At 54.1% G+C, this 26,091-nt stretch carries 18 protein-coding genes and 2 pseudogenes; 15 read left to right on the top strand and 5 right to left on the bottom strand.

Going from position 1 to position 26,091, the window contains the following annotated elements:
• Nucleotides 1-141 precede the first annotated feature (141 nt).
• The gene (locus MY069_RS17175) at nt 142-1,077 is read right to left on the bottom strand and encodes an NAD(P)H-dependent flavin oxidoreductase (RefSeq protein ID WP_482795011.1); all 936 of its coding nucleotides are present in this window, start codon (nt 1,075-1,077) and stop codon (nt 142-144) included.
• 151 nt (nt 1,078-1,228) lie between these two features.
• On the opposite strand from MY069_RS17175, the gene MY069_RS17170 reads away from it, so the two are divergent.
• Nucleotides 1,229-2,908, top strand: coding sequence for a class I adenylate-forming enzyme family protein (locus MY069_RS17170; protein WP_482795010.1), 1,680 nt, complete (start codon nt 1,229-1,231; stop codon nt 2,906-2,908).
• A 20-nt stretch (nt 2,909-2,928) separates the two neighbouring features.
• Here MY069_RS17170 and MY069_RS17165 read toward each other — a convergent pair whose 3' ends face one another.
• Nucleotides 2,929-4,407 (bottom strand): carotenoid oxygenase family protein, encoded by a 1,479-nt coding sequence (locus MY069_RS17165; RefSeq protein ID WP_482795009.1) that lies wholly within the window; start codon nt 4,405-4,407, stop codon nt 2,929-2,931.
• A gap of 143 nt (nt 4,408-4,550) precedes the next feature.
• Here MY069_RS17165 and MY069_RS17160 point away from each other — a divergent pair, with 143 nt between their 5' ends.
• The 3 genes from MY069_RS17160 (at nt 4,551) to MY069_RS17150 (ending at nt 8,233) form a co-directional block, all read left to right on the top strand.
• Nucleotides 4,551-5,777, top strand: coding sequence for an acetyl-CoA C-acyltransferase (locus MY069_RS17160; protein ID WP_482795008.1), 1,227 nt, complete (start codon nt 4,551-4,553; stop codon nt 5,775-5,777).
• 127 nt (nt 5,778-5,904) lie between these two features.
• On the top strand, nt 5,905-6,855 hold the full coding sequence (locus tag MY069_RS17155) for a winged helix-turn-helix transcriptional regulator (protein ID WP_482795007.1): 951 nt from the start codon (nt 5,905-5,907) through the stop codon (nt 6,853-6,855).
• A gap of 148 nt (nt 6,856-7,003) precedes the next feature.
• Nucleotides 7,004-8,233, top strand: a complete 1,230-nt coding sequence (locus MY069_RS17150) for an acetyl-CoA acetyltransferase (RefSeq protein WP_482795006.1) — start codon at nt 7,004-7,006, stop codon at nt 8,231-8,233.
• A gap of 109 nt (nt 8,234-8,342) precedes the next feature.
• On the opposite strand, the gene MY069_RS17145 is transcribed toward MY069_RS17150, so the two are convergent.
• Complete coding sequence (locus tag MY069_RS17145; protein ID WP_482795005.1) at nt 8,343-9,758, bottom strand: tannase/feruloyl esterase family alpha/beta hydrolase; 1,416 nt, start codon at nt 9,756-9,758, stop codon at nt 8,343-8,345.
• 399 nt (nt 9,759-10,157) lie between these two features.
• Between MY069_RS17145 and MY069_RS17140 the strand changes: the two genes are divergently transcribed.
• Nucleotides 10,158-10,976: a DUF1295 domain-containing protein gene (locus tag MY069_RS17140; RefSeq protein WP_482795004.1), complete on the top strand. Its 819-nt coding sequence runs from the start codon at nt 10,158-10,160 to the stop codon at nt 10,974-10,976.
• A 19-nt stretch (nt 10,977-10,995) separates the two neighbouring features.
• On the opposite strand, the gene MY069_RS17135 is transcribed toward MY069_RS17140, so the two are convergent.
• Nucleotides 10,996-11,826, bottom strand: a complete 831-nt coding sequence (locus MY069_RS17135) for an SDR family NAD(P)-dependent oxidoreductase (protein ID WP_482795003.1) — start codon at nt 11,824-11,826, stop codon at nt 10,996-10,998.
• 360 nt (nt 11,827-12,186) lie between these two features.
• On the opposite strand from MY069_RS17135, the gene MY069_RS17130 reads away from it, so the two are divergent.
• The 7 genes and pseudogenes from MY069_RS17130 (at nt 12,187) to MY069_RS17100 (ending at nt 19,337) form a co-directional block, all read left to right on the top strand.
• Nucleotides 12,187-13,350, top strand: coding sequence for an acyl-CoA dehydrogenase family protein (locus MY069_RS17130; protein WP_482795002.1), 1,164 nt, complete (start codon nt 12,187-12,189; stop codon nt 13,348-13,350).
• A gap of 145 nt (nt 13,351-13,495) precedes the next feature.
• On the top strand, nt 13,496-15,832 hold the full coding sequence (locus MY069_RS17125; RefSeq protein ID WP_482795001.1) for a TonB-dependent receptor: 2,337 nt from the start codon (nt 13,496-13,498) through the stop codon (nt 15,830-15,832).
• 100 nt (nt 15,833-15,932) lie between these two features.
• Nucleotides 15,933-16,055: pseudogene (locus MY069_RS17120) on the top strand (IS6 family transposase); the annotation flags it as partial.
• A 98-nt stretch (nt 16,056-16,153) separates the two neighbouring features.
• The gene (locus MY069_RS17115) at nt 16,154-16,603 is read left to right on the top strand and encodes an AMP-binding enzyme (protein ID WP_482795000.1); all 450 of its coding nucleotides are present in this window, start codon (nt 16,154-16,156) and stop codon (nt 16,601-16,603) included.
• 176 nt (nt 16,604-16,779) lie between these two features.
• Nucleotides 16,780-18,354 (top strand): sulfatase family protein, encoded by a 1,575-nt coding sequence (locus MY069_RS17110; RefSeq protein ID WP_482794999.1) that lies wholly within the window; start codon nt 16,780-16,782, stop codon nt 18,352-18,354.
• A gap of 30 nt (nt 18,355-18,384) precedes the next feature.
• Nucleotides 18,385-18,540, top strand: a pseudogene (locus tag MY069_RS17105) (IS6 family transposase); the annotation flags it as partial.
• Between the two features lie 170 nt (nt 18,541-18,710).
• The gene (locus tag MY069_RS17100) at nt 18,711-19,337 is read left to right on the top strand and encodes a TetR/AcrR family transcriptional regulator (RefSeq protein WP_482794998.1); all 627 of its coding nucleotides are present in this window, start codon (nt 18,711-18,713) and stop codon (nt 19,335-19,337) included.
• A 71-nt stretch (nt 19,338-19,408) separates the two neighbouring features.
• On the opposite strand, the gene MY069_RS17095 is transcribed toward MY069_RS17100, so the two are convergent.
• Entirely contained in the window at nt 19,409-20,113 is a 705-nt protein-coding gene (locus MY069_RS17095; RefSeq protein ID WP_482794997.1) for a Crp/Fnr family transcriptional regulator, read from the bottom strand.
• A gap of 119 nt (nt 20,114-20,232) precedes the next feature.
• On the opposite strand from MY069_RS17095, the gene MY069_RS17090 reads away from it, so the two are divergent.
• From MY069_RS17090 to MY069_RS17080, 3 genes are all read left to right on the top strand, one after another.
• The gene (locus MY069_RS17090) at nt 20,233-22,626 is read left to right on the top strand and encodes a TonB-dependent receptor (RefSeq protein ID WP_482794996.1); all 2,394 of its coding nucleotides are present in this window, start codon (nt 20,233-20,235) and stop codon (nt 22,624-22,626) included.
• A gap of 83 nt (nt 22,627-22,709) precedes the next feature.
• Complete coding sequence (locus MY069_RS17085; protein WP_482794995.1) at nt 22,710-24,383, top strand: class I adenylate-forming enzyme family protein; 1,674 nt, start codon at nt 22,710-22,712, stop codon at nt 24,381-24,383.
• Nucleotides 24,380-26,086: a sulfatase gene (locus MY069_RS17080; RefSeq protein ID WP_482794994.1), complete on the top strand. Its 1,707-nt coding sequence runs from the start codon at nt 24,380-24,382 to the stop codon at nt 26,084-26,086. The genes MY069_RS17085 and MY069_RS17080 overlap by 4 nt, the downstream gene beginning before the upstream one ends.
• Nucleotides 26,087-26,091: the final 5 nt, after the last annotated feature.

The following is a 26,091-nucleotide window of genomic DNA, read 5'->3' as shown; positions in this document are numbered from 1 at the left end:
CATTTAACCAGGGTTGGTATGTTTACGCAAGTTAATTAACTTGAGGCATTCTACTGCGTGAATACGGGTAAACCCCTAAGCCAGTGAAGCGGCGTGCAAGCCACTACCCGCTTCATATTCCGTGACGCTTTCTTCTCATATCTAAGGTGTCGCCTTAGCTGCTTCATATTCGGCGCGAAATTGTTCAATGATGGCCGCTGCAGGACGGATTTCGCGGACTTCCCCAACACCGTGACCCGCCGACCAGATATCTCGCCAGGCTTTAATCTGGTCTTGCGAGTTGGAGAAATTCACACCACTTCCTTTTTCAAGATTGTCGGGGTCGAGGCCCATTTTCAATAGACTTGCGCGTAGATAGTTCGCCTTTGCGCCGGTGAGTAAGTCACTCGGGACGAGGTCTTCGTATCGCGCCTCAACCAGCATCCGCCGATACTCATCATTCGCACGGCTTTCTTCTGCCGCGATGAACGAAGTTCCAACATAGCTTAGATCGGCACCCAAGACTTCTGCAGCGCGCACGGCGCGACCGTTGCCGATACTGCCTGCTGCGACCACTAGGCCATCAAAGAAGTCCCGGACCGCTGACACAAAAGCAAATGCGGACATATGCCCAGTATGCCCACCAGCGCCCGAGCAGACTAACGCAACGCCATCTGCGCCCCGCTCAATCGCCTTACGTGCGTAGGTGAGAGAATTCACATCTGCGATCACGATGCCGCCATAGCTATGAACAGTGTCGATAACAGGCTCAGGTCCGCCGAGGGCAGTGATGACGATTTTCGGTTTGTGGCTTGCGATCAGCGCCAGCTCATCTGCGAGGCGATCATAACTCAGGTGGGATAACAGGTTGACCGCGTACGGCGCGGCATTGGGGTTGTCCCGCGCGCGCCGTCCAAGTCCATCCAACCACTCATCCAGTACTTCAATTGACCGCGCATTCGGAAACGGAAATGAGCCGATAACTCCCGCATCGCATGTTGCCGCCACGAGTTCAGGTCCCGAAACTAAGAACATCGGTGCCGCAATCATTGGCAAAATTATGCGATCGCTGATTTTCTGAACAACATTTGTTGGCATTCTTGTCTCTTTTCCTGGTTTCATGCGGCCACTATTTCTGACTTGCATTTCCATACTAACGAAGGAATATTGACGCACAAGCTCTGGCTATGCGGCCCAAAATAAGCCGCTCCAGAAATGCGAGTGACCAAGCGACGTAAAGGGCGGCTTCATGCATCCAATTCGAGCCAACGAAGAAAGAATCCGAGAGTATCGCGCGAGTGGTAGCTGGCACGATGAAACCTTATCTACCGCGTTTGAACAGGCCTTGGCGGCGCGGCCAGATGAAATCGCGCTGATTGACCCGCCGAACAAATCAGCGCTGGTCGGCAGTGCCCCGCTAAAGCTCACGTTTCGACAATTGGACGAGGCTGCGCGCAAGCTCAGCGCAATGCTGCACGGCCTGGGTCTGCGCCAGCATGACCGCATCGTGGTTCAGATGCCCAACACTGTTGAAATTGTCTACACTTACCTTGCCGCAGCGCGCCTGGGGCTGATTATCAGCCCGGTCGCGATGCAATATCGCTCCAGCGAACTCTCTCATATTGTGGAAACGATTGAGCCGCGCGCGTACCTCGCATGCGCATCATTCAATGGCGCCGATTATGCGGCCGATGTGGCAGACGTGTTCAACGATGAGTGCGTCCAGATCCGATTCGGACAGAAGACGGCTGATGATAAAACGGATCATATTGAATGGTTTGACGAGGCCAATCCCGAGCCGATGGAGACATGGCCCTCGATCTCGGCCGATCACATTTTCACAGTTTGCTGGACATCCGGCACGACCGGGCGCTCTAAAGGTGTACCGCGAACGCACAATCACTGGAACGCGATCGCCCTCACCAATACCGAAGCGATCGATATCGCCGCGGGTGAGGCGCTGCTGAATCCGTTTCCCTTAATCAACATGGCTGCCATTGGTGGTTTTTTGTATGTTTGGTTGAAACGGCAGGCGCGACTGGTGCTGCATCACCCATTCGAGCCGGGTATCTTCCTGAGTCAGCTTCAAGATGAACGCGTCTCGTATACGATCGCGCCGCCGGCTGTTTTAAATATGCTCTTGGCACAGAGGGACACACTGCTCACGAAATTCGATCTCTCAAACCTGCGCATCATCGGGTCTGGCAGCGCTCCGCTCGCGCCAGAAATGATCGAGGGGTACAAGGCCCTCCTCAACATCGACATCATCAACTTCTTCGGATCAAACGAAGGCATGGCAATAATAGGTGCCCCCGATGACGTCGCCTCGTCGACTGATCGTGCACGATATTTCCCTCGCTTCGGCGCTTCCGGATTCACCTGGACAAATCAAGGCGGCAATCAGTTTAAATCGAAACTCATCAGCCTCGAGACTGGCACAGAAATCACAGAGCCCGGCATTACAGGCGAGCTGCACATAAGCGGCCCAACGGTGTTTGACGGTTATTATCGCAGTCCCGAAGACAATGCGTTGGCATTTGCGAAAGACGGCCATTTCAGAACCGGCGACCTGTTCCAAATCGCGGGTCCCGAAAACCGGTTTTATCAGTTTGTGGGGCGTTGCAAGGACTTGATTGTCCGAGGCGGGATGAACATCTCGCCAGAAGAGCTGGACATCGTCATCGCAAGCCATCCGGATATAATCGAAGCAGCGGTTTGCGCCTATCCTGACGACGTCATGGGTGAAAAAGTCTGTGCTGTGGTCGTGCTAGGCCCAGACAAATCCCTCTCCGTCGCGGACCTTAGCGCGTTCTTGGAGCAATGTGGGATCGCAAAATTCAAATGGCCTGAGCGCTTGGTCAAAGTCGACGCTCTTCCGCGCAATCCACTAAACAAGGTGCCGCGCGCCGAACTTTCGCAATTTCTCTAACCTCGCGAGGCGCGACGAAGCTAAGACCGAAACGGAGCGATCTCGTCGTGCGACGCCCAAGTGGCATGCGTTCCGCTAGAGATCCGTTGCGGCAGGATAATCCGAGCCACAGGCCCAGCCTCCAAGTCTTTCGCGTCAACTATGATGCACTCTGAGCGATCTTCTTTCATATCGGTGATAAACGACACGAGGTAACCATCATCTTCGCTTTCAGCCCCGATCCGCGGCGCAAACGGCGCTTCGCTGCCATATCGCTGCTCGCCAAATTCCAGTGTAGCAGAATCCCCCGTCTCAAGATCATGTTTTGTGACACCTCCAAATAGGAAGCGGCCTGGGATGAAGGTCTTGGAATAGACATAGCGGTTTTTGATACCGGCGAATTGCTGGTTCATTGTGCCGAACTCGACAATGGAATCGTGCAATCGTTCCTCACGCGTTTCGCCGGTGCGCATGTTAAACCGCCAGCGGTGAAGTTTTGGTCGAAACGATAATCCATCGATGTTTGCAAGCAGTTTTCCAAACCTCTTGTCACCATCTTTCCATTCGAGTGGTTCCGGATCTGGGTCCTCCTGGAAATAGCCATCGACGACGACTTCGTCACCCTCTTCATAAGCATTGACCCAGTGCAAGACATATGTCGGCGCCGCCTCGAACCACTTAATTTCATTGGCACTCCCCATGCGCGGAATGATGCCAAAGCGAGTCGGAAGTGAATCGTGAAATTGCACCGAATGAATGCCTCGCTTTAGAAGCTCAGCTTCCCAGAAGAGCGGCAAATCAATGTGAATCGCGTAATTCTCGGTAAATGTCATATCGTGCGGCATGCGTGCGCCCGGAAGCTCGATCGGCACAAAGTGCTTTAGCTTCTTGTCAGGACCGACAACGCCATAATTGTAATATGGAGGCTCTTTGAAATAGTTGAAAAACAGCATCTCCCCAGTCCGCGGGTCGATTTTCGGATGAGCGGACACACCATGATCCGGAACCCACGCCGCGGTTCCTTTCGGCTCAAGCGTGTACGGGTCCAACAGATAGCCTTCGCCACACATATAGAATGTAGAGACGATCTCGCCCGCGTGCACCACCACGTCCGTCGACGAGGCATCCTTCATTCGTCCGCGCGCGCCCCATCCATCATCTCGAATCGATTTCGCCGGGTTGGTCGCAACCCCGGCCCAAAGTGATTGCCCCGCAGCCTGTTCAGCCTCGAACCCTTCCGTTCGAACAAATCGATTTCGATAGGTTGCTTTGCCGTCCTTGAACGAAATTGCGTGCAACATACCATCGCCGTCAAACGGATGATAAACCCCAATGGCTTCGTGCAATGGATTTTCGGTGTTTCGGATATAGATGCCGCTTAAATCCTTCGGAATTTCGCCAATGACCGTCATGTCTTCAGCGTCATATTCTTTCGTCGAAGGGGTCCACGCGCCGGTTAGGTATGGGTGGTCCGTGGGCTGAATTGTGGATTTATACTCATTGACTAATCGCGCCGACATCTTTGATCCTCTTCGTGCCCATTCGTGCGAAACTCACAGCGAACGGCCTGATTTGATCCTGCATTTCAGGGTCTAGAGGTATTGGAATACCATGTTGGTTTTGCTATGCAAGTTATTGTCGCAACTTAATCGGACAAGATCATATGGGTCATGCTTACATCTACGACGCGGTCCGAACTCCGCGAGGCAAAGGCCGTGCGAGCAAAGATGGAAAACCCGGCGGAAGCTTGTCGAATTTGCATCCTCACGAACTGGTCGCACAACTCGTTCTCGCGGTTTCCGAACGCAATGGCCCAGACGCCATCGCGAAAACAGAGCGCTTGCTACTTGGGTGCGTGGGACAAATTCATTCGCAAGGGGGACACATTGCATTGGTCTCCAAGCTGGCGAGTGCGTTAGACAATGATGTTGCCGCAAAAACCATCAATAACTACTGCGTATCTGGTCTGACGGCCGTCAGTGAATCAGCGCACTACGCGTCTGCTGGCGCCTCTGGTCTTAGCTTGGCTGGCGGCGTTGAGATGCTCTCGCAAGTGCCATTTTTGGCCGATGGCGCCGAATTCACAAAGGGCGGTCCTGTCAGTGAATCCCTTGGTTATATTCCACCAATCCTAGGCGCCGAACTCGTGGCGAGCCTGGAAGGATATACGAAAGAGGATCTCGACGATATTACACTGCGATCACACCACAAGGCCCATTCTGCCTGGGAAAACGGTCGCTATGATACAGGCGTGATCACGGTCAAAAATCGCGATGGCGAACCGGCATTAGAGCGCGACGAGTGGATCAACCCCGAACTGACGCGTGACCAACTCGCCAGCATGCCCCCTGCATTCGCATCCTTGGGGCATGGCACATATGATGAGCGTATGCTGACGCACTTTCCACATCTTGCGGAAGTGAATTACGTCCATTCGGTCTCGAACACGCCTGGGCTTTCTGACGGTGCGGCGCTCGTTTTGACAGGCTCTGCAGCCGCGGGAGAGGCAGCGGGTCTAAAACCGAAGGCAAGAATTCGGGCATCGGTGGATTGCGGTGGCGACCCGATTCTTCAGTTTGGAGCTGGATTTCAGGCCATGGAAACCGCACTCGCGCGAACTGGTTTGACTTTGGATCAGTTAGATCTGATTGAGTTCATGGAGGCTTTCGCATCCGTTCCGCTTCGATTTGAACGAGAATATGCACCTGACCTCGCCAAGGTAAACGTCAATGGTGGGCATCTCGCGATGGGGCATCCGATGGGGGCTACGGGAGCTATACTGACAACCACGTTGCTGCACGAACTTGAACGCCGCGATGAACATTTAGGCATGGTCGTCGCGTCAGCGGCGAATGGCATTGGATCTGCACTAATTATTGAACGATGTTAGACCAATGCTTACGAGTCTCAGATAAAGGTTGACGTCTCGCGCGCCCACCGGAGAAGACTTCATGGAGCCGGAGCTCGACACTATAAGAGAGATGCCGGTTCGATACTGATAAGAAATTGAAGCCAATATGAAACAACAATCCGCCAAAGAGCAAAAATTTATTCGGACGTGCTCAATCTGGAGGGCTCTGGAAGTGATTGGTGACACGCCGACACTATTGATTCTGGAAGCTATCTGGTTCGGCGAACGTCGCTTCGATGGGATCTGTCGGCGGTCGGGCCAGCTCAAAGCACTGACCTCAAATCGGTTAAAGTCCCTCGAAACCAATGGGCTTCTCACGACCCGCTTGTACTCCGAACGCCCGCCGCGCAAAGAGTACATTCTCACCACAAAAGGCCGAGACCTCTACTGGGTATCGCTGATGCTATTGCGTTGGGAACAAGCCTGGTCAGCCAAAAAAACCAAGCTAGAGGTCCGATTGGTTCACACGACGTGTGGCAAGCGTTTCAAGCCTGTTCCGAAATGTGGCAATTGCGGCAATGAGTTCTCCGCCCGCGACGTTGCCTGGGAAGAAGGTCCAGGCGTCGGTATGATGGCGGCCGTATATAAACGTCGCCGCCGGCACCGCCACCAGACGCATAATCCGGAATCCCTGTCATTGTTTACCGACGCCGCTGAAGTCATGGGTGACCGGTGGGCCAGCCTTATCATTCGCTCTGTATTTACCGGACTTCGCCGGTTCGACGAGATTCTTAATGATACCGGCATGGCGTCAAATATTTTGACTGAACGCCTGCAATGGCTGGTCGAGAAAGGGGTACTCACCGCCGTGCTGTACCAGACGAACCCGGCGCGACATGAATACTGGCTGACGCGAAAAGGCATCGACTACTACCCGGTTCTGGTCATGCTTCAACGATGGGGGGACGAGTATTACGCATCACCTGAAGGACCTCCATTGATCCTCGAACACAAAACCTGTGGTCATGCATTGAACGCATTCGTGGGGTGCTCAGAATGCGGTGAGCCGGTTCATCCGACCGATGCAACCGTAGAATTAGTAGAGCGGCGCAGATAAAATCGCACATCGCGCGACCGATCCATCCATGGTCGCAAATACGACTTGCATTATAATACTCTCGTTCTTACTATCTCGCGCCATAGGCGATCAAAAAACCCTGTAGTCCGCCGCCTACGGTTCTTGCACTCGAGAGGAAACGCGAACGATGTCGAATGCTGTTTACATTCTTGGAGGAGTTCAAACCGACTTTTCCAGCAATTGGACCCGAAACAATAAGAGCCTGTTCGATTTGTTTTCTGACACAGTCTTGAAAGCATTGGAGGCGACTGATCTCGACGCCAAAGACGTGGACGTTGGACACGTTGGAAATTTCGTCGCCGAGTTGTTTACCGGCCAGGGGATGCTTGGCGGATTCTTTGGGCATGTTCACCCTGATTTCTCGGGCATGCCCGCCTCGCGCCACGAGGGAGCCTGTGCGTCGGGCTCTCTGGCAACCATGGCCGCGATGGCTGACATTGAAAGTGGCCGCTACGGTCTAGCCTGCGTGGCCGGCATCGAGTTGATGCGCAATGTTGACGGCGACCTCGCAGCAGATCATCTCGGCGCCGCAGCCTGGCGCGGGAGAGAGGGTGTAGGCGCAAAATATCTTTGGCCGCGCATGTTTTCGGACCTCGCCGATGTCTATGATGAGCGCTACGGCCTCAAATACGAACACCTGATGGGGATCTCGAAAATCAATTTCGAGAACGGAAAGCGCAATCCGAACTCGCAGGCTCGAAATTGGCAATTCACGGAGAAAAGCTTCACCGAGAATGATGAAGCTAATCCGGTCATTGAAGGCTGGATGCGCCGTCAGGATTGCGGACAAGTAACCGACGGAGCAGCGGTCATCTTCCTAGCCTCCGAAGAGCGCGCCAGACAGTACGCTGAAGATCGCGATATTCCGTTCGAAACCATTCCGCGCATCAAGGGTTGGGGACACACGACCGCACCGATGCTGATGGAAACCAAGCTCGCAGAAAGTCAGGATGGGGAATATGTTTTCCCTTGGGTACGCAAGGCGATCACCGACGCCTATACGCGCGCGGGCATTGTCGGACCTGAAGAACTGGACGCTATCGAAACGCATGATTGTTTCTCCGTCACCGAATACATGGCGATTGAACACTTCGGCATCACAGCCCCCGGAGAAGCCTGGAAGGCTGTTGAAGATGGGCGCATCGCCTTTGACGGATCAATACCAATAAACCCGTCTGGTGGTTTGATCGGACTCGGGCACCCCGTCGGCGCGACCGGCGTACGCATGCTGTTAGATGCCGCCAAACAGACAACGGGCCGGGCTGGTGACTATCAGGTGGAAGGTGCGAAGACCGTCGCGACGTACAATGTTGGCGGGTCTGGCACCACGAACTGCTCCTTCGTCGTGGGTGTGTAAGGCTTAAGGGTTGGGATCCGTCTCCCAGAAAAGTCTAATACGCCCGACGGATTGGAAAGACGGGATAGGCGATCGTTCGCGATTTTCTAAAAGGCCTCGCTGCCGCGGCTCACTCGGCTGACACAAACTCTGCCGTTCGAGGAAATGGCTGCAACATCAAAGTCGGCTGGGACTCGATGGCATCTTCATCAGGACGTGCCAGAATTGCATCCGGCGCCTGCCCGTCTTCGACCCACGTTTCGAGTGCTGAGAGAAAGTCGATCTTACCTGGGCCATCGCCAATCATTTCCCAGCAATGCCCTAAGCCAGGGGCGAGATACAGGCGCGCAAAATCCTGCACCGACCGATCGTTGGGAGCGCCATCCAAAACGTTTTGATAGTAGCTCACCGATTGATCCGGAAGCACGAGTGGGTCTGACAAAGCGTGCCACATTATTAGTTTGCCCCCGGCTGCGTTGAACGCGCTCAAATCAGGGTCTAGCGCATTGTATAATTCACCCATCGCCTGCAGGCGTTGAGGATCGATATCGAAATCAAAGTCAGTCGCGCGATAATTCGGATCATCTTGTTCAAAACCCAGATCTCGCCCGTACCCGGTGGCTAGAAACATTCCGGGCGCCATCGCTTCCCCATTTCCGGTGTACCAGACCCTCCAGTACCGTTCTCCGCCGGGTGGCATCCCGGGAAACAAGCGCTCACCTTGACTGTTATGCGGCCCGCGATACCACGCAGTCACAACTCGTTTCTCCGCGGCGGTCAGGCAGTCGTTTCGCGACTCGTTATCAGCACAGGTCGTGATTAACGATACATCTACGGTGCAATTTCGCGGCGACATGATTAGGCCGTCGAGTTGTCCGTCCAGGTGATCACATTGTTCCTCTACCGCTCGCTCCAGAAAGGCGAGCTTAGAACCGAACTCATGGTCGATAATTGGGCGCCCATCTTCGCCGGAATTCGATTGAGCGATCCACGTTCCCATCAGGCCGCCGGCACGAGAAAGATCGATAACGCTACATCCCGCAACAATGCCATCAAACAACTCAGGATAACGCTGAGCGGCGATCATCGCCATCCGGCCGCCATTCGAACAGCCCGAAAAATAGCTGATTTTCGGAGCATCACCGTATAGGGTTCCAACCAAACGATGGCCTGCCTCAAACGTGAGCGGAACAGCTTTATGCGCATAAAGCTCTTCGGCAGCGCGATTGTCGAACGCCCATTCTGATTCGCCTACGTGCAATGATTGATGCCCACCATCTGTCGTGATCGCAGCATATCCGCGCCGAAGTGCAAAATTGATCGCGTTGGAATAACCGGGTTTGTCCGCCACCACCGTGCCGCAGAATCCACCGCAGCCCGATTGCAGATACTTCCCATTCCAGGAGTTCAGAGGCAAGCGCGCCTCAAATCCAATGGATGGCGCAATCGTCCCGGCCACCTGACAATATGCTGGTAGATCCGAATTCTCGGCGACTGGCCTGGAGACTTGTATGGTGATCTCTGAACCAGTAAGTTGCGAAGCCATTGAGGAGCATCGCTCGACTAAGGATATATCGGCGTCTACTTCCGAAGATACGGTTGAGTTCAAAGACGGAGCCGCGCAGCCGGCCAACATCAGTGAATGTACTGCCAAAATGGCAACTGCTTGCGTCAGCTGATTCAAGTCGCTCTCTCCCGGCAAATGGCCCTATTTGTAAGCTTAGCCTAAAACTCTGCGAGTCAGTTAGTCAATGCAAGTTAGTCGAACATTCTCGTTCATGCATCCACACAGACATTGCGATCCCCGCGCTGCCTCATACGGCCAGCTCAAGTCAAATTTGGCCTTAGAGAACCGTCTTCGAAGACACCAGTCAGTATGGTTATGAAACCCCGTTTGGACGTGATATGAGTTGACATTGCGACGCCAGCAAGCCTGAGCACGGAAATGATGATACAGATTATCCTACTAAATTTTTCTATCGCTACCGTGGCATTCTGTGTGTTGTGGGTTTTGGGCACGTGGCTGCGAAACGTGAGCATAGTCGATATCGCATGGGGGCCGGCTTGCGCGTTACCCGCGGTCACGACCTGGTACCTTCATCCGGTCACCGATCCCCGCGCGACCATCATAACACTCCTCGTAATATGTTGGGCTATTCGCCTGTGCGCACATCTTGCAATCCGCAATATTGGTCATGGCGAGGACTATCGCTATGCGCGCATGCGCGAAAAAGTCGGAGCGTCATTTACATTCTCCAGCATATATCGTGTGTTTGCCTTGCAGCTCGTCATGTCCTTCTTGATCTCACTCCCGGTTCAGGTGGGGCAATTTGGATCGTCGGCGGCATTTGGAACGGGAAGTGGGCAGATCGGCGTATTAGCGTATTTCGGCATCGCCGTTTTCGGGATGGGGATAGTGTTCGAAACTGTCGGCGATGCACAGCTTCAGGCCTTCAAAGCCAATCCGGAGAACCAGGGCAAGCTCATGGATCGCGGTCTGTGGTCGTGGACGCGGCATCCGAACTATTTCGGCGACTTTGCTGTGTGGGTCGGACTGTCTTTGATTGCGCTCGAAAGCGCCTATGGAGTGTTCACACTGTTCAGTCCCGCAATCATGTTTTACGTGCTCTACCGCTTTGCAGGCAAAGCCGTTCTCGAACGGTCTATGGTGCGCAGATATCCGGACTATGAATCCTATAAGCAGCGTGTCAGCGGGTTTTTTCCTCGCCCTCCGCGAGCAATCTCCCGAAAGCCCGACAATTGAATTGCGCGCCCAATGCCAGTTACACCTTTTCGTTGGCCTGAGCGAACCGGTGCGGCCGCCAGTTCGCCTCGTCTTCGCGATAATCTGACGAAAACCAACGAGGAAATCCGTGCACGGTTTGACCACCATCCACACGGATCTCGGCACCCGTGATGTACTCAGATTTCGGGCTGCACAGGAACGCCACCAGTTCTGCAACGTCGCGAGGCTGCCCTAGGCGACCAGCAGGCGTTTCCGCGAGTGCGGTGCCTTTAGTATCTGGATCATCCAGCAGCGATTTGGTCATCGACGTTTCTATGATTCCGGGCAGCACCGTATTCACGCGAATATTGTGGGCGCCGAGCTCCGAAGATAAACTTCTCGCCAACATCGCAATGCCAGCCTTGGATACCGCGTACGCACCCAGGAGGTCGCAAACATGTGTCGCCGCTGTCGACGCGTTGAACACAATAGATCCGCCGCACCCACGTTTGATCATGTCCTGGGCCGCAGCCTGAGCGATCAAGAAACCGCCAGTGAGGTTGATATTCATATGTCGCTGCCATTGACTGAGCGTGATGTCAGCCAATGCACCATATTGACCGTACCCAGCATTGACGAACGCGGCCTGGACGCCGCCGTCGGTTTCGACGCTCGCGAATAGATTTGCTACGGAATCTGGATCGGTTTGGTCACTGGCCACAGCTTTCACCACAAGATCTTCGCGGCGAAGTTGGTCGGCGACGCCTAATAACGCATCTTCGCGTCGATCGCTGAGCAAGACCCTATACCCGTTCTGACCCAATACACGAGCAGTCTCAGCGCCAATATCTCCTGCCGCCCCTGTCACCAGAGCCCATCCTGTCTTCATGTCTCTCAATTCCTCTCTAACGTGCTGATTCTGTGTCCCTTGGTCGGGCTCCATCGTGCCTTTCATTATCAAACTAATCTTGTTCAATTTGACGGCGCCGTCGAGTCAAACACCTCGATGTGCCTGGATGACTAGTAAGCGCGATCGATGAGGGAGCGCACAGCCCCTTTTTTTGGACCGATAGACTGATTGCACCTCGCCGACGAATTGGTGAACTTTACGGCACATGACGCAAGGAGGCCTCTTGGATCACAAACACAGTTCTGTTATGCAATTCACCTTCTGGCTGGCGCACGCGCACGAAATCGCCCGCCTGATGGTCGCGACATCTATTTTATCAACGAACAGAACGAGGCGAGTTTGAGCATCCAACCCATAGATCTGGCCCAACCTTTTTTTTCAGAAATCGCCAAGCGCGCGACAGAATTTGAATCGCAAGGCCACGTCTCTCAAGACCTGGTCGATCGTATCGCCCAAACGGGATTGTATCGAATTTGCAATCCGGCTGAATATGGTGGCCTCAGCGCGCCGCCAAGAGATTATGCGGAGGTGGTTGAGTATATCGCGCGCGCTGATGCGTCCTGCGCCTGGGTACTGTTTATCGGGAATACATCGGCGTTTAGCATCGCCGATCTCAGCGGGGATCTCGGTAAAGAAATAGCTGACGACCGCAACGCCTTCATCGCCGGTGTATTCGCTCCAATGGGGCGTGCGAGCCGGGTAACTCAGAATGGCGTTTCCGGGTATCAGCTGAGTGGGCGTTGGCAGTGGGGCTCAGGAAGTCCGAACTGCCACTATTTGACCGCTGGTGCATTCATTGTTGGTAAGGACGGTGCGCTCGAAACGTTGCCAAATGGGGCGCCACGGCATTGTAGCTTTCTAATCAGCCGAGACGAGCTGGAACTTCTGGATACTTGGCATGTTAGCGGTCTGAAGGGGACCGGCTCGACTGACTTTCAAGTCGAAAACCTGTTCCTCGCCGAAGACCGCCTGATTATCACTGAGGCCCGGCGCAGCGACAAGCCGATCTTCCGGTTTCCATACTTTGGTTTCCTGGCCATCGGTATCGCCGCCGTCGCATTGGGAATCGCGAAAGCGAGCCTCGATCATGTCATCGAACTCGCAGTCACAAAAAAGCCTCAGAGTAGCGCCAAATCTCTCGCTCAAAGGCCCGCTGTGCAAACAAAGATTGCGCGCGCCCACGCACGTTTGCGAGCGGCACGCCTGTTCATGTATGACGCCATCGATAATTGCTGGGGCGACGCGCAGAATGAAGGCGAGCCATCGATCGAGAACCGTGTGGATTTGAGATTATCCCTCACTCACGCGGTTCAATCCTGCGCTGAAATTGTAACAGACCTTTACACCCTCGCAGGTGGCAGCTCGGTCTACGAAAAAAGTCCGCTTCAACGCCATTTCCGCGACATCCACGTCGCCACACAACATATGATGGTTAATGAAGCGACACTGGAGCTAACCGGCCGACTGTTGTTGAAGCAGGAAACGAATATTGGTCAACTGTAGCCCCCGGATCTGGTGGAAAACCTTGTGGCACAGACAAATTCGTCACACTTTCAAACAATCGCATGAGCGCATCCGCAAGTTACTTGCATAAAGAAACTCGTGTGTTACCCATTCCTCTAGCCATTGCAATTTTGGGAGGAAATCAATGCTCAAATCCGTTCATCTGCTAGGTGTGTCTGCAACCGCACTACTGGTGGCGACAGTCCCCGCTCTAGCGCAATCCGAATCATCTGGCGACGATGAGCAAGGCGTTCGCAAGCTGAGCACCGTAACGGTCACCGCTCAAATTCGCGAGGAGTCGCTCCAGGACGTTCCAATCTCGATTTCCGCCGTCAGCGGCGACTTGATTGAAGACCGTTCCATCGATGATCTCGCGAGCCTTTCACAATCCCTTCCAAACGTGTTCATCAACGAAAACCAGATTGACTCGAACATCGGCGTTCGCGGCGTCACCACAGGAAACAATAAAGGGTTTGAACAATCAGTTGGTATGTATTTCGACGGCATATCATATGGCCGCAGCCAGCTCATCCGCACCCCGCTTGTCGACCTGGAACGCATCGAAGTCTTGCGCGGCCCCCAACCAACCCTGTTCGGCAAAAACGCCATCGCTGGTGCCGTAAATGTAGTCTCGGCTAAACCGACAAAAGAATTCGAAGCAAAGCTCTCAACCTCATACGAATTTGAGCACGAGGAGACGCAAGTCCTGGGCGTCGTTTCTGGTCCCCTCACGGATGCATTGAGTGGGCGCCTTACAGCATCCTATCGAGATATGGGCGGCTGGATCGAAAACACGCAGCTGAACAGGTTGGAACCCCAGAAAGAAGAATCCTATATTCGGGGCCAGCTTGCCTGGGATGATGGCGGCCCCCTGACAGTGAACTTCAAGGCCGAATACGCAGACTTTGATTCACTCGGTTACGCGATGGAAAACCTCAACCCGCAAGATGGTTACACCACAGTCTTCGCCGGACCGATCGCCGTAGATGTTACCGTGGATGACCGCCGTGCGAGCGAGGAAGTCTCCAGCACCAATGAACTAAAAAATGCGGTTCTCACCGCTGAGTATGATCTTGGCGGATTCGCCCTGACCTCAACCACGGGTTACGTTGAGTATGACACTGTCGAAATTCTCGACTTGGATTATACCAATCTCGATATCCTGGATGGCACCAATCAAACCGAAAGCTATGAGCAGCTGTCTCAGGAGTTCAGAATAGCTTCTCCAGGCGGCGAACGGTTTGACTACATTGCCGGCATCTATTTTCAATCCAGCGATGTGGATGTGACCGATGAAGTATTTCTCGGAAGTTTTTTAAATCTTGCCGGTCCGCCGGTCTCATTGCTTGTCGATTCCAGATGGGATCGGACATATACACAAAGCTCCGATCTGTACTCAGTGTTCGCGCAAGGCGATTTCGAACTCACTGACCGCCTCACTTTCACCGCTGGTGCGCGTTACTCCAGCGAAGAGAAATCGGGCGCGCGCGAACTGGTAATTCACGGCGCTCCAGGCGGCGCCGTGCCGCAAGCGACATTGGAAGCATTGTGGGCTGCAGTATTGAATGTTGGACCGCACCAAATCTCTGGATCGATCGACGAAGATTCATTCGACCCTCTCCTTCGCTTGCAGTATCAGGCAACGGATAACATCTCTTTTCACACATCCTTTACACAAGGATCGAAAGCGGGTGGCTTTGACATTCGAAGCAACTCAATTCCCGGAACGCCGGGCATCAACAATCCAGGAACGTTCGAATTCGATGGTGAGAAAGCCACGAACATCGAGATCGGAACAAAGATGGCTTGGGATCGCGCACAGATCAATGTGACCGCATTCCAAACCGAATACGAAGACCTGCAGACGAACATCTTTGACGGCGTTCTTGGCTTCCTAGTCCAAAATGCTTCCGAGGCAGAAGTCTCCGGCATTGAAGCCGACGCCCGTTTCTTGATAACCAATAATCTGGAGTTTTACGCCTCTGGTGCCTACAACAACTATGAGTACACGGACTTCCCGCAAAGCCAGTGCGCGTACCAAGAGCCCGCGACGTCCGTCGTAAACGGAGTAAGCTTTTGTGATCGGAGCGGACAAACCGCGCCTTATGCACCAGAGGTCACAACCAATTTTGGGATCAATTATGATCGCGCCCTCACCGACACGCTCAATTTTGACCTCAACCTGAATGTCGATACGGCTTCAAGCTACTTCCTAACCAGCAATCTCGATCGGAACCTCGAAGAGAATGGTTTCACAAAGCTGGGCGCTCAGATCGGAATTGGCAGCGATGATGGCATGTGGAGGCTATCATTAATCGGCGACAACATCACCGATGAACGCATTCGCGTCATCGGTGGCACGCTGCCACTTTCACGTACATTCGTTCAGCTGGCCTCTGGCGGTGCGCTTGATGGCGTGGGTTATGATGCCATCTTTGCCCGCCCGATGAATGTCACGCTAAAGTTGGATCTCAACTTTTAAGACCAAACCGAACCAAAACCGCCCTCACTATTTTATGAGGGCGGGAATGGGGATTGTCAGCGGAAAGTGAGCCTTAGCGGCCCCGCTCTCCGCTTGGCTCATGAACCAGACCCCATTTCGCGACTTCAAAACGTCGCCCGGAGTCATCCCGCTTGCGGTGATGATGTGTGTCCGGTTTCCACTTTCACTGCGCAATGTTGAAGACCTCCTCCGGTCTTGCGGCCGGCGATCCGTCGGCGTGAAATCAAAATTGTCAATCCAGACGGAGTGACGTTGCCAGAGGGCGAAGTGGGTGAGATCTGCGTCAGATCGGACTCCAACATGCGGGGATACAACAAATTACAACAGGCAAATGAGGAAACGCTCGTCGATGGCTGGGTGCGGACGGGTGACGCGGGATATCTCGATCCGGACGGCTATCTGTTCCTCAAGGACAGGATCAAGGACATGGTTGTGAGCGGCGGGGAGAATATCTACCCTGTCGAGGTAGAGAACGCCCTGGCGAAACACCAGGCCATCGCAGATATTGCCGTTATCGGCGTTCCGGATGACAAACGCGGCGAGGCTTTGCTGGCATTCGTTGTTTTGAAAAAAAGCGCATCTCTGACGCTTGACGAAATGATAGAGTTTTCGCGGGACAAACTCGCAGGATACAAAATCCCTCGCCAACTCGAAATTGTTCAGGAACTCCCAAGAAACCCGAGCGGAAAGATCTTAAAGAAAACGCTCCGCGCGCCGTATTGGAAAGACCGCGAGCGCGCCATTTCTTGATGTCGAAGACTTGAGGCGTCTGTCCTGCTAATCCCGATATTCGGAGTCGCGCATTACGTTGGTTTGCCGTCAACATTATCAATCTTCATTTGCCGCACAAATGGACATCATGGTCTGATGGAAGCCAGAGGCCAGGCTGAGCAAGTGAGGTCGGTCGATGTCCGGAGGATCGCCTGATGAAACTAAAAACCGTCGCTGCAACATTCGCCCTTGCGGTCAGCTGCACCGCTCCAACCGCATTTCCTGAGCAACCGAAAAACGTCATCATCATTCTGACCGATAATCAGAGCCCTGGCTTACTCGCAGCTTACGGAAACCCCGACATTCGGACCCCTCATATTGACGCCTTAGCCCGCTCTGGCGTTACCTTTATGTCGGCGCACGCGAGCAGCGGTGTGTGCTCACCAAGCCGAGCAACCTTATTGACCGGCCTTCTTCCGTCGCAAACCGGCGTCCACAATGCCCTGCCATCGCAGCCGGGCCTGGAAAACTGGTCTGCCATAGCCGAGTTTCAAAACTTGCCCGGGCAACTCAGTTTTGAGGGCTACACCACTGCCCTTATTGGGAAATACCATCTGGGGCGACATGATCAGGCGCAACTTGGATTTGACACCTGGGTCACGTTCCCTTCAGGACACACAGAGCGGTTTTTCGACGTCGAGATTATTGAAAACGGTCAAACATATGTGACCGAACAACACCTCACAGATTTTTGGACCGACAAAGCCGTCGAGTTTATCGAATCTGCTGCCGCAGAAGAGGCGCCTTTCTTCCTATTGCTTTCATATAATGGTCCGTATGGCCTGCCGCCCGTGGTCAATGCGGATTACGAAAACAGGTACACTGACTATTACCAAGCGAACCCGCCTCGGCTCCCGCAACGTCCGGTTGGAACAAATCTCAAAAACTGGGCACAGGAAGGCGACCCCGCAACCTATAGTGAGCGCCATGGAATTACGCCCTGGTCCGCCATTGAAGCCCTCAACAACCAAAGGGCTATGACCAATTTGGCGGCCGAAACCAGCATGATTGATGACGGCGTTGGTGACGTCATGGCAGCGCTCGAGCGGAGCGGCGAATTAGACAACACCCTTGTCATTTACACGTCTGATCAAGGCGCTTCGATTGGCCAAAGAGGGCTATGGGGGAACAGTTCCTGGTCTTGGCCGTTCGCGGCTTATGAGGCCAATTCACTGGTCCCGCTGATCGTCTCAGACAATGGCAATTTGATCCGCGAAAACAAAACGGCGGACGCGATTGTTAATCAATATGATGTTTACCCGACCATATTGGACATTCTGGGCCAAGATGCTGAGGTGCCGCGCTCGCCTGGCAAGAGTTTCTTCTCGATGCTGACAGGATCTGGAGACGCCCCTGAAAGCGCATCGGCGATATTCGACTATATGACCGTTCGCAGCATCCGGACCGATCGATTCAGATTTATCAAACGACTTCTCACCGGCGAGGTCGAACTCTACGATCGACACCAAGATGCCGAAGAACTCAACAATGTTGCATCTAATCCCGATTACGCTGATATCCGCGCGGCGCTTGAGAATGATATGGAAGAGTTTTTCACTGAATATGCCGACCCAAAATACGACCTTTGGCGCGGCGGCGCCGCTAAAGCTCGAATGTTGGACGGTGGACGTCTCGATCAGTACCGCTCCCTGTTTCCCGGTTGGGACAAAACTGAACTAGCCCACAGCGAAGCGTATAATTATCAGGCTGGAATTGTCAGCGGAAAGTGAGCTTTAACCGCTCTGCTCTACGCTCGGTTCATGAGCCAGATCCCATTTCGCTATTTCAAAACATCACGTGAGATCATCCAGCTTGCGGTAATGATGTATGTCCGCTTCCCGCTCTCGCTTCGCAACGTTGAAGACCTCCTTCATGAGTGCGGCATAGATATCTGCCATAGAACCGTACGACTCTGGGTGACCCCAGCTGCTGGCCGGATAAGTACCGCCATGCCGTTCGTTGCTAGAGACCGGTTCGCGTTAGACTGGCAGCACCATCACTCGCCCTACGCCTATCGACACGTTATTTCTTTTTTTGCACCTGTTCCTTATATTGTCACACTGGACGCTAGTTTTGGGAGCGCGATTTGACGAAATCATCGCAACAAAAGAATCCTTTTCCGACGATCGAGCCGGACACGAATGATGGGCGCAGATTACGCAGCGGCCGAAGCCGGAGACGCATCATTGAAGCGATGTTCGAGCTGCTCCAGGAAGGCAATATGACGCCGAGCGCTGTAGCGGTCGCCGAGCGCGCCGATGTCGGCATGCGGACGGTGTTTCGCCATTTCGAAGACATGGACAGCATCTACGACGAAATGGCGCAGGAAGTCAGCAATGCAGCTATGCCTATGCTTGTTGCGCCTTTTGAAGCCACCACTTGGCGCGAACGCTTGCTCGAATGCGTCGATAAACGCGCAGAATTGTATGAGACGGTCTTTCCGATGAAGATGTGCGTCACCGTGCGGCGGTTCAAGTCAGATTTTCTGGGCAAGCAACATGAGAGCGACGTCGCCTATTTCCGGTCGGCGCTTAAGAGCATTCTACCCAAGGAAATCACGTCCAATCGAGAATTGTTCGGCGCGATGGAAGTGGCGCTGGATTTCTCCACCTGGCGGCAGCTGAGACAAGATCAAAAGCGCTCAGTCGAAAGTGCAAAAAAGTCAATCAGACTTATCTTGGAATCGCTTGTCGCCGGCATCGATGCGGATTGAGGCCACACATTTCGACGACCCCGACGAGGATCTCAGGAACTACCCAACACGCAATCCACCTGCCTCGCATTTCAGATTAGCTCATCACGTTCCGCATAGGCCCGTAGCCTTTCGATGTCAGGGATTTCGATCTTGCGATACGCTCGAACGATGAGCGACTTTTCTTCTAACACGGTGAGGTGCCGGTTGACCGCTTGCCTGCCAAACCCGCAGAGACTGGCGAGATCGGCCTGGCTGCACGTCAAGCAGTAGTTCCCCGTGCGCAATTTTGAGGGCAGCATTTGCACGATCAGTTTTGCGATTTTCTCGTCGTCTGAGCTCAGATGAAACGTCCAGACCCAGCGCAATATGCCCTGCACCATTCGCCCAGTATCCAAGAAAGCATTGTGATAGATTTGCGGCCAAACTTCCGCAATTTCCAAAAGTGCCGCCTTTGGAAACGCGATATATTCGGTGCCTGCGGACGCCCAGTGATCTTTATCTACTTTCAAAGACGAGAACACGAGTATCCAACCAAACCACCGCCCTTCTCCGGTTCGCACCAATTGCAACTCCCGGCCATCCTTCGACTCGCCGCGGAGGAAGCCATAGCCCGTGCGCACATAGCGGGCAAAGGATGTGGACTCTCCAGATCGAATAACCACTGATGGAGAATCATAGCGCTCGAAAATCGCGGTATCTGCGAGTTTTTCCACCAGTGTTTCAGGCATGCTCTCAAAGACTGGCGAACTTGCGATCGCACGGCGCGCTTCTGAGACAAGGGTCCTTTGATCCACGTTGCTCTCTATAATTTTGAGATTGTCGCCTCGGCGACAGTCTCTTTTCCGAAACCATGATTGAAACCCAGAATAACTAATGGCGTGCAATATGCCAGTATTTTCTTGGGAGGAAGAATATGAAACGAGTAAGTGCAAGAGCGTTATCCCTCAGCGTCGCGGCGCTGGCGCTGACGACACATTTTGGGGTGCACGCTCAAACTGCAGACAATGATGAGGCTGCGGAAGCGGATACCCGTCGCCTCGGATCCATCACCGTGACCGCGCAAAAGCGCGAAGAGAACGTACAAGACGTTCCGATTTCGATCACCGCGTTGACGGGTGAAGATCTCGAAGTGCGCGGCATCACCGACATGTCGGACATCGCTCAATCTGTTCCGAATTTCGACTTGCCGACCTCGAACACCGCTCGCAACGTTTCGGTGCGCATTCGCGGCATTGGTTCAAGCGGCACCAATCCAGGCATCGAATCCAGCGTCGGTTTGTTTCTAGACGGTATTTATCAGCCCACCGGCGCCATGGCGTTTGGCGAGCTCGGTGACATTCAATCGGTGGAAATTCTGCGCGGTCCGCAAGGCACGCTATACGGACGCAACACACCTGTTGGTGCATTGAATGTCACGACACGCAAGCCATCTTATGAGACCGAGTCCATGCTCCGCCTCGGTGTGGGCGACTATGATCAAAAATGGATCAATGGCTTCGTGGGCGGCACCCTCGCAGAAGACAAACTGGCGGGTCGTATCACAGCGTATTACCGCGACCGGAGCGGCTTTGAAGATAATACTCTCACTGGAAATGACATAAACGATAGCTCTGAAAAAGGTATTCGCGGTCGTCTGCTTTTCGAACCGAGTGATAATTTGGAATTCAACTTCATCGCCCACTATAGCGAAATCGATAAGGCCTGCTGCGTTGCTGAACAGATTGATCCAACCGGCCCATTCGGAATTGCCACGCCTGGCTTCCTTGCGGCCCAGGCAGCGGCTGGATTTCCATTTAACAATGCCAGCGATAGCGATCACGTCGTCAATGCAGACGATGCCCCGAACGACCAAACTGAGTCCAAGGGGGTGTCAGCTCAAATTGACTGGGATCTGTCGAACGGTCTGACACTTACGTCGATCACTGGATATCAGGAATGGCTCAATGACGTGTTCATCGCGTCTGACTCCTTGGCAAATCCCGTGCTGGATATCGATCAGATTCAAGAAAACAAAGTTACCAGCCAGGAGTTTCGCATCACCTCGCCTGTCGGTGAGAAATTTGAGTATCTGGGCGGCTTATTCCTGTACAACCAGAAAACCACGTTCGATCAGTTTGCGGTCGCTCAGGTCGGTGCAAACCGCGTGTTCGCAGTCCCCAACCCCGCGCTGCCCTGTCTGCCGCCTGTCGGTTGCGGATTTAATGTCGGCGACACCCTGACCTCTAATTTCGAACAGGAAACCAACTCTGTCGCGATCTATGGGAACGCCACTTTCCATCTCACCGACCGTTGGGACATTACCGGCGGCCTGCGTTGGAGCGAGGATGAAAAGGATGTCGAGGTTAATCACTTCAACGCTCCGACCAATTCTTTCGCGGCAAACTTCCTCGTCTTTCCACCAGTGAACCCGCCGGACCAAACCCGCAAAGAGGACAGCGTGACTTGGTCAGCGAATACACGTTACAATGTCACGGATGACGTGATGTTATTCGCGACAGCCTCCACAGGCTTCAAGTCTGGGGGCTTCAATTCACGGCGTCTGCCCGCGGGATCCGCACTGGAATTCGAGAACGAAGACTCAATCACTTATGAAGGCGGCATCAAGTCTACGTTTGCTGACGGACGTGTCCTGATTAACGCGACAGCTTATCACACGACGATCGAGGATTTTCAGGAGGCAACCCTCGCCGCAACCGGATCTGGCTTCATTGTCGGCAATGCCGGTGAACAGGAAGTCAAAGGGGTCGAAGCCGATTTTGCGTTCCTGCCAACTGACGCTCTGACAATCAATGGATCGCTGGCGTACCTAGATTCTCAGTACACTGACTTCCCCGATGCGCAATGCGGCCTGGGTGAGACACCAACAGATTTTGGCCCAACACCAAGTCCAAATGACGATACCTGTAGCCGAAATGGTCAAACGCCATCTTTCGCTCCTGAGTGGCAATACTCGATCGGCGCGCAGTGGCTGCACCCTGTGACGGAGACTCTCAATCTGAAGCTTCGTGCAGACTATAATTGGCGCGACGATCAGAACCTCATCCGCGTGACCCAAGACTCGCCTGGTGATCAAGATGCCTACGGTCTTCTCGACCTAAGAGCGGGAATTCAAAGCCGGTCTGGAAAATGGGAGCTTGAAGTGTTCGGCAAGAACGTCACTGACGAGACCTATTTCATTCAAGCGGCACGACAGCCCCTGGGCGCCTTGATTTCTGCCGGTGGCTTTGCTGGCGCTGGCGGGGTGGTCGGCTGGTACGGCGCGCCTGCAACCTATGGCGTTCAGCTGACGATACGTCCTGGAAACTAACTCCGTGTGGCCTGTTTGGTCACCCTTCCTAACTGCCGGAGTTGCACGCGTTGGAACTCCGGCATTTTTCTCCAGAGCATATCGTGACGTCTCATAGTTTAGCACTTCAACGCCCTTGGCAGTCCATCCAGGCCGAGCTCGGCATCCAGCCACCGGTTTTCGACCAAGGATTGTTCGGCGCGCAACTTGAGCGCCGAGCCGCTGAAATTCCTGACGCCGTCGCACTCAAATATCTAGAGAGAGATTTTACCTTCTCGGCCTTCGATGCGGAAGCCAGTCGTCTGGCCAACGCCTTGGATGACCTGGTCGAACCCGGTGATGTGGTCGGTCTGCATATGCCCAACATTCCGCAGTATTGTTTCGCGCTCGCCGCTGTGTGCAAGCTCGGAGCGACCGTGACTGGTGTGTCTCCCCTCCTCACCAGCACAGAGATCATCCACCAGATTTCCGACGCCCGCATCAAGGTCTTGATTTCGCTTACCGACCTGGCGCCAAGCTTGACCGGCATTCAGAAATTTCCCGAATGCCTGACGGATATCGTTTTCACGGGTTCACTCGACAGCATCGATGACGCCATCACCGAAGCACCCGAGATCGTTGGGGTAAAAGTCCAGACCTATCGCGATCTCGTCTGCGATCACAGCCCGGTGTTTCACCAGCGAATAGTAGACCCCGCGCAGACATTCGTCATTCAATACACTGGCGGCACAACCGGCCCACCAAAAGGCGCTGAAATCAGCCATTATGGCATCAATGCCGGCATTCAGATGTTCAACGCGTCTGCTCCGCCACCGGTTCCGGGCAAGGAAGTTTTCGGGTCCGCCTTCCCCCTTTTCCATATCGCAGGCCTGACCTTGATCCTGACCTGCGTGCATTCTGGCGCAACGTGTTTCCTGTTCCCGAATGCCCGCGACACCGACGCGATTTGCGCGGCGTTTAGGAAAACACCCCCGACCCGCCTGTTCGCGGTCCCCGCGCTTTATGAAATGCTGCTCGCGAATCCCGCGTTCCGGGAACTAGACTTCGAGCCTCTGCTTTTGGCAATCTCGGGCGCTGCCCCGCTCTCAAGCGCGACTTTCAAGGCGTTGGATTCAGTCCTGGGCGCAGGAAAAATCTCAGAGGCGTATGGGATGACCGAGACTGGGGGCACAACGTCCAACAATCCGCCCACACGTGCCAAGCCGGGATCTGTCGGCATGCCCATGCCGGGCTCATCGGTGTTGATCATGGACGCCGAAACTGGCGAAGGCCCCTTGGCAAGCGGCGAGGTTGGTGAGCTGTGGGTGAGCGGGCCGCATATAATGAAAGGATATCTCAGACGCCCTGATGCGACCGCGGACGCTTTGAAATCCTTTGCTGGCGAAACCTGGATGCGCACGGGCGATGTCGGATATATGGACGACGAGGGGTACATCTACATCAGCGATCGCGCCAAGGACATGCTAATCGTTGGCGGCTACAAAGTGTTCTCCGTCGAAGTTGAAGACAAGCTCTCCAAACTGCCCGAAATAAGATCTTGCGCCGTCGTAGGCGCACCGGATCCACGACGTCCCGGCAATGACATTGTGAACGTGTTTGTCGAGGCGAGCGAACAGGGCGAGGCGATTGGCGGCGACGCTTTGATGGCGAGAATCCTGACCTTCTGCCAAGAAAACATGGCCGCATACAAGATCCCAAAAGCGATTCACTTCGTCAGCACCATTCCGCTGACGCCTGTGGGAAAGATCGATAAGAAACAGCTGAGGAGCAAGCTATGATGCGAGCCAAAAAGCCCTCTGCGATTAGTCGCAGTAAACTGATTATTGCGGCGAGCGCCATGATGATATCAACGCTCGCAGGGTGCTCCCTGTCGGAGCAGGAAGCGCCCCAAAATCCGATATCAGCGCCGAAGGCTCAGTCGGCAACCGCAAACACAATTGCACCGAACAAACCGATCGCCTGGCAACAAGGTCCGGAAACCGCGACGCAGCCGCCGTCGGAGCGTCCGCCAAACATTGTTTTTATCCTGATTGATGATCTTGGCATCAATGATCTTTCGACATTCGGGGGCGGCGTTGCAGGGGGACGCGCGCCGACGCCGAATATTGACCGATTGGCCGCGCAAGGCGCAATCTTCACCCAAGCCTATGCCGGTCAGGGCACATGCGCGCCGTCACGTGCAATGTTGATGACGGGCCGATATCCAACGCGCACAGGATTCGAGTATACACCCACGCGCCCCAGATTCAGTCCTATGGTCGCAAAGCTCGGCAATGAAATGGACAACAATCTGCCGGAATATTTGTATGATGCTGAGGCTGCGAACACGCGCCCGGATTACAACGCACAGGGACTTCCGGCGAGCGAGGTCACAATCGCAGAAGTCTTGAAAGAGGTAGATTACCATACGGTCCATATCGGAAAATGGCACCTCGGGTCCGTCGGTGAATTTCATCCCACCGCGCAAGGCTTTGACGAAAGTCTGCTCATGGAAAACCTGCTCTTCCTGCCGGAAGACGACCCAAATGTCGTCAACGCAAAACTCGACTTCGATCCGATCGACAAGACGCTCTGGGCGATCTCCAAATTCGCCACGTCTTATAATGGCGGTGAGCTGTTTGAACCCGGCGGCTATTTGACCGATTACTGGACCGATGAAAGCCTGAAAGTCATCGAAGCGAACAAGAATCGTCCATTCTTCCTCTACCTCGCTCATTGGGGCGTGCACACGCCGCTACAGGCGACAAAGGCTGATTTTGAAGCGGTTGGCGATATCGAGCCGCATCGGCTGCGCGTCTATGCGGCCATGCTTCGTGCGATTGATCGCAGCGTCGGCCGTGTGATGGACAAACTCGAACAAGAAGGTCTCGCAGACAACACGATCATTATCCTCTCCAGCGACAATGGCGGCGCCGGCTATCTGGGTCTTCCCGAGGTCAACACCCCCTATCGCGGCTGGAAGATTACGCTGTTTGAAGGCGGGATTCGGGTGCCTGTCTTTATCAAATGGCCCCAGCGCATCGCGCCAGGAACCACGATCGACACACCGGTGGCGCACATAGACTTGATGCCGACCATGGCCGCCGGTGCGGGTGCGCCTCTGCCAGAAGATGTCATAATCGATGGGCACAATCTGATGCCGTTGGCGGAAGGGACGGGAGAGATCGTCCGGGAAAACGATGCCATTTTCTGGAATGCCGGGCATTATAAAGTCGTTCGCGCCGGTGATTGGAAACTGCAGGTCAATGATCGGATCGACTATGACTGGCTCTTCAACCTCGCCGAAGATCCGACTGAACAAGTCAATCTCGCAGAGGCACGCCCGGACAAGCTGGCAGAGCTGAAGGCAATCCTTGACGCTCACCACGCCAACCGGGTGCCGCCGCTCTACGTTGCCGCCTCAGAGAGCCCGATCATGATCGACAAGACCTTGGCCGAGCGGTTCGAGGACGGCGACGAATATATTTATTGGCCAAATTAAACCTC

Source organism: Hyphomonas sp. ske169, from assembly GCF_056850855.1.
This window is presented reverse-complemented; position numbering and strand designations above follow the sequence as displayed.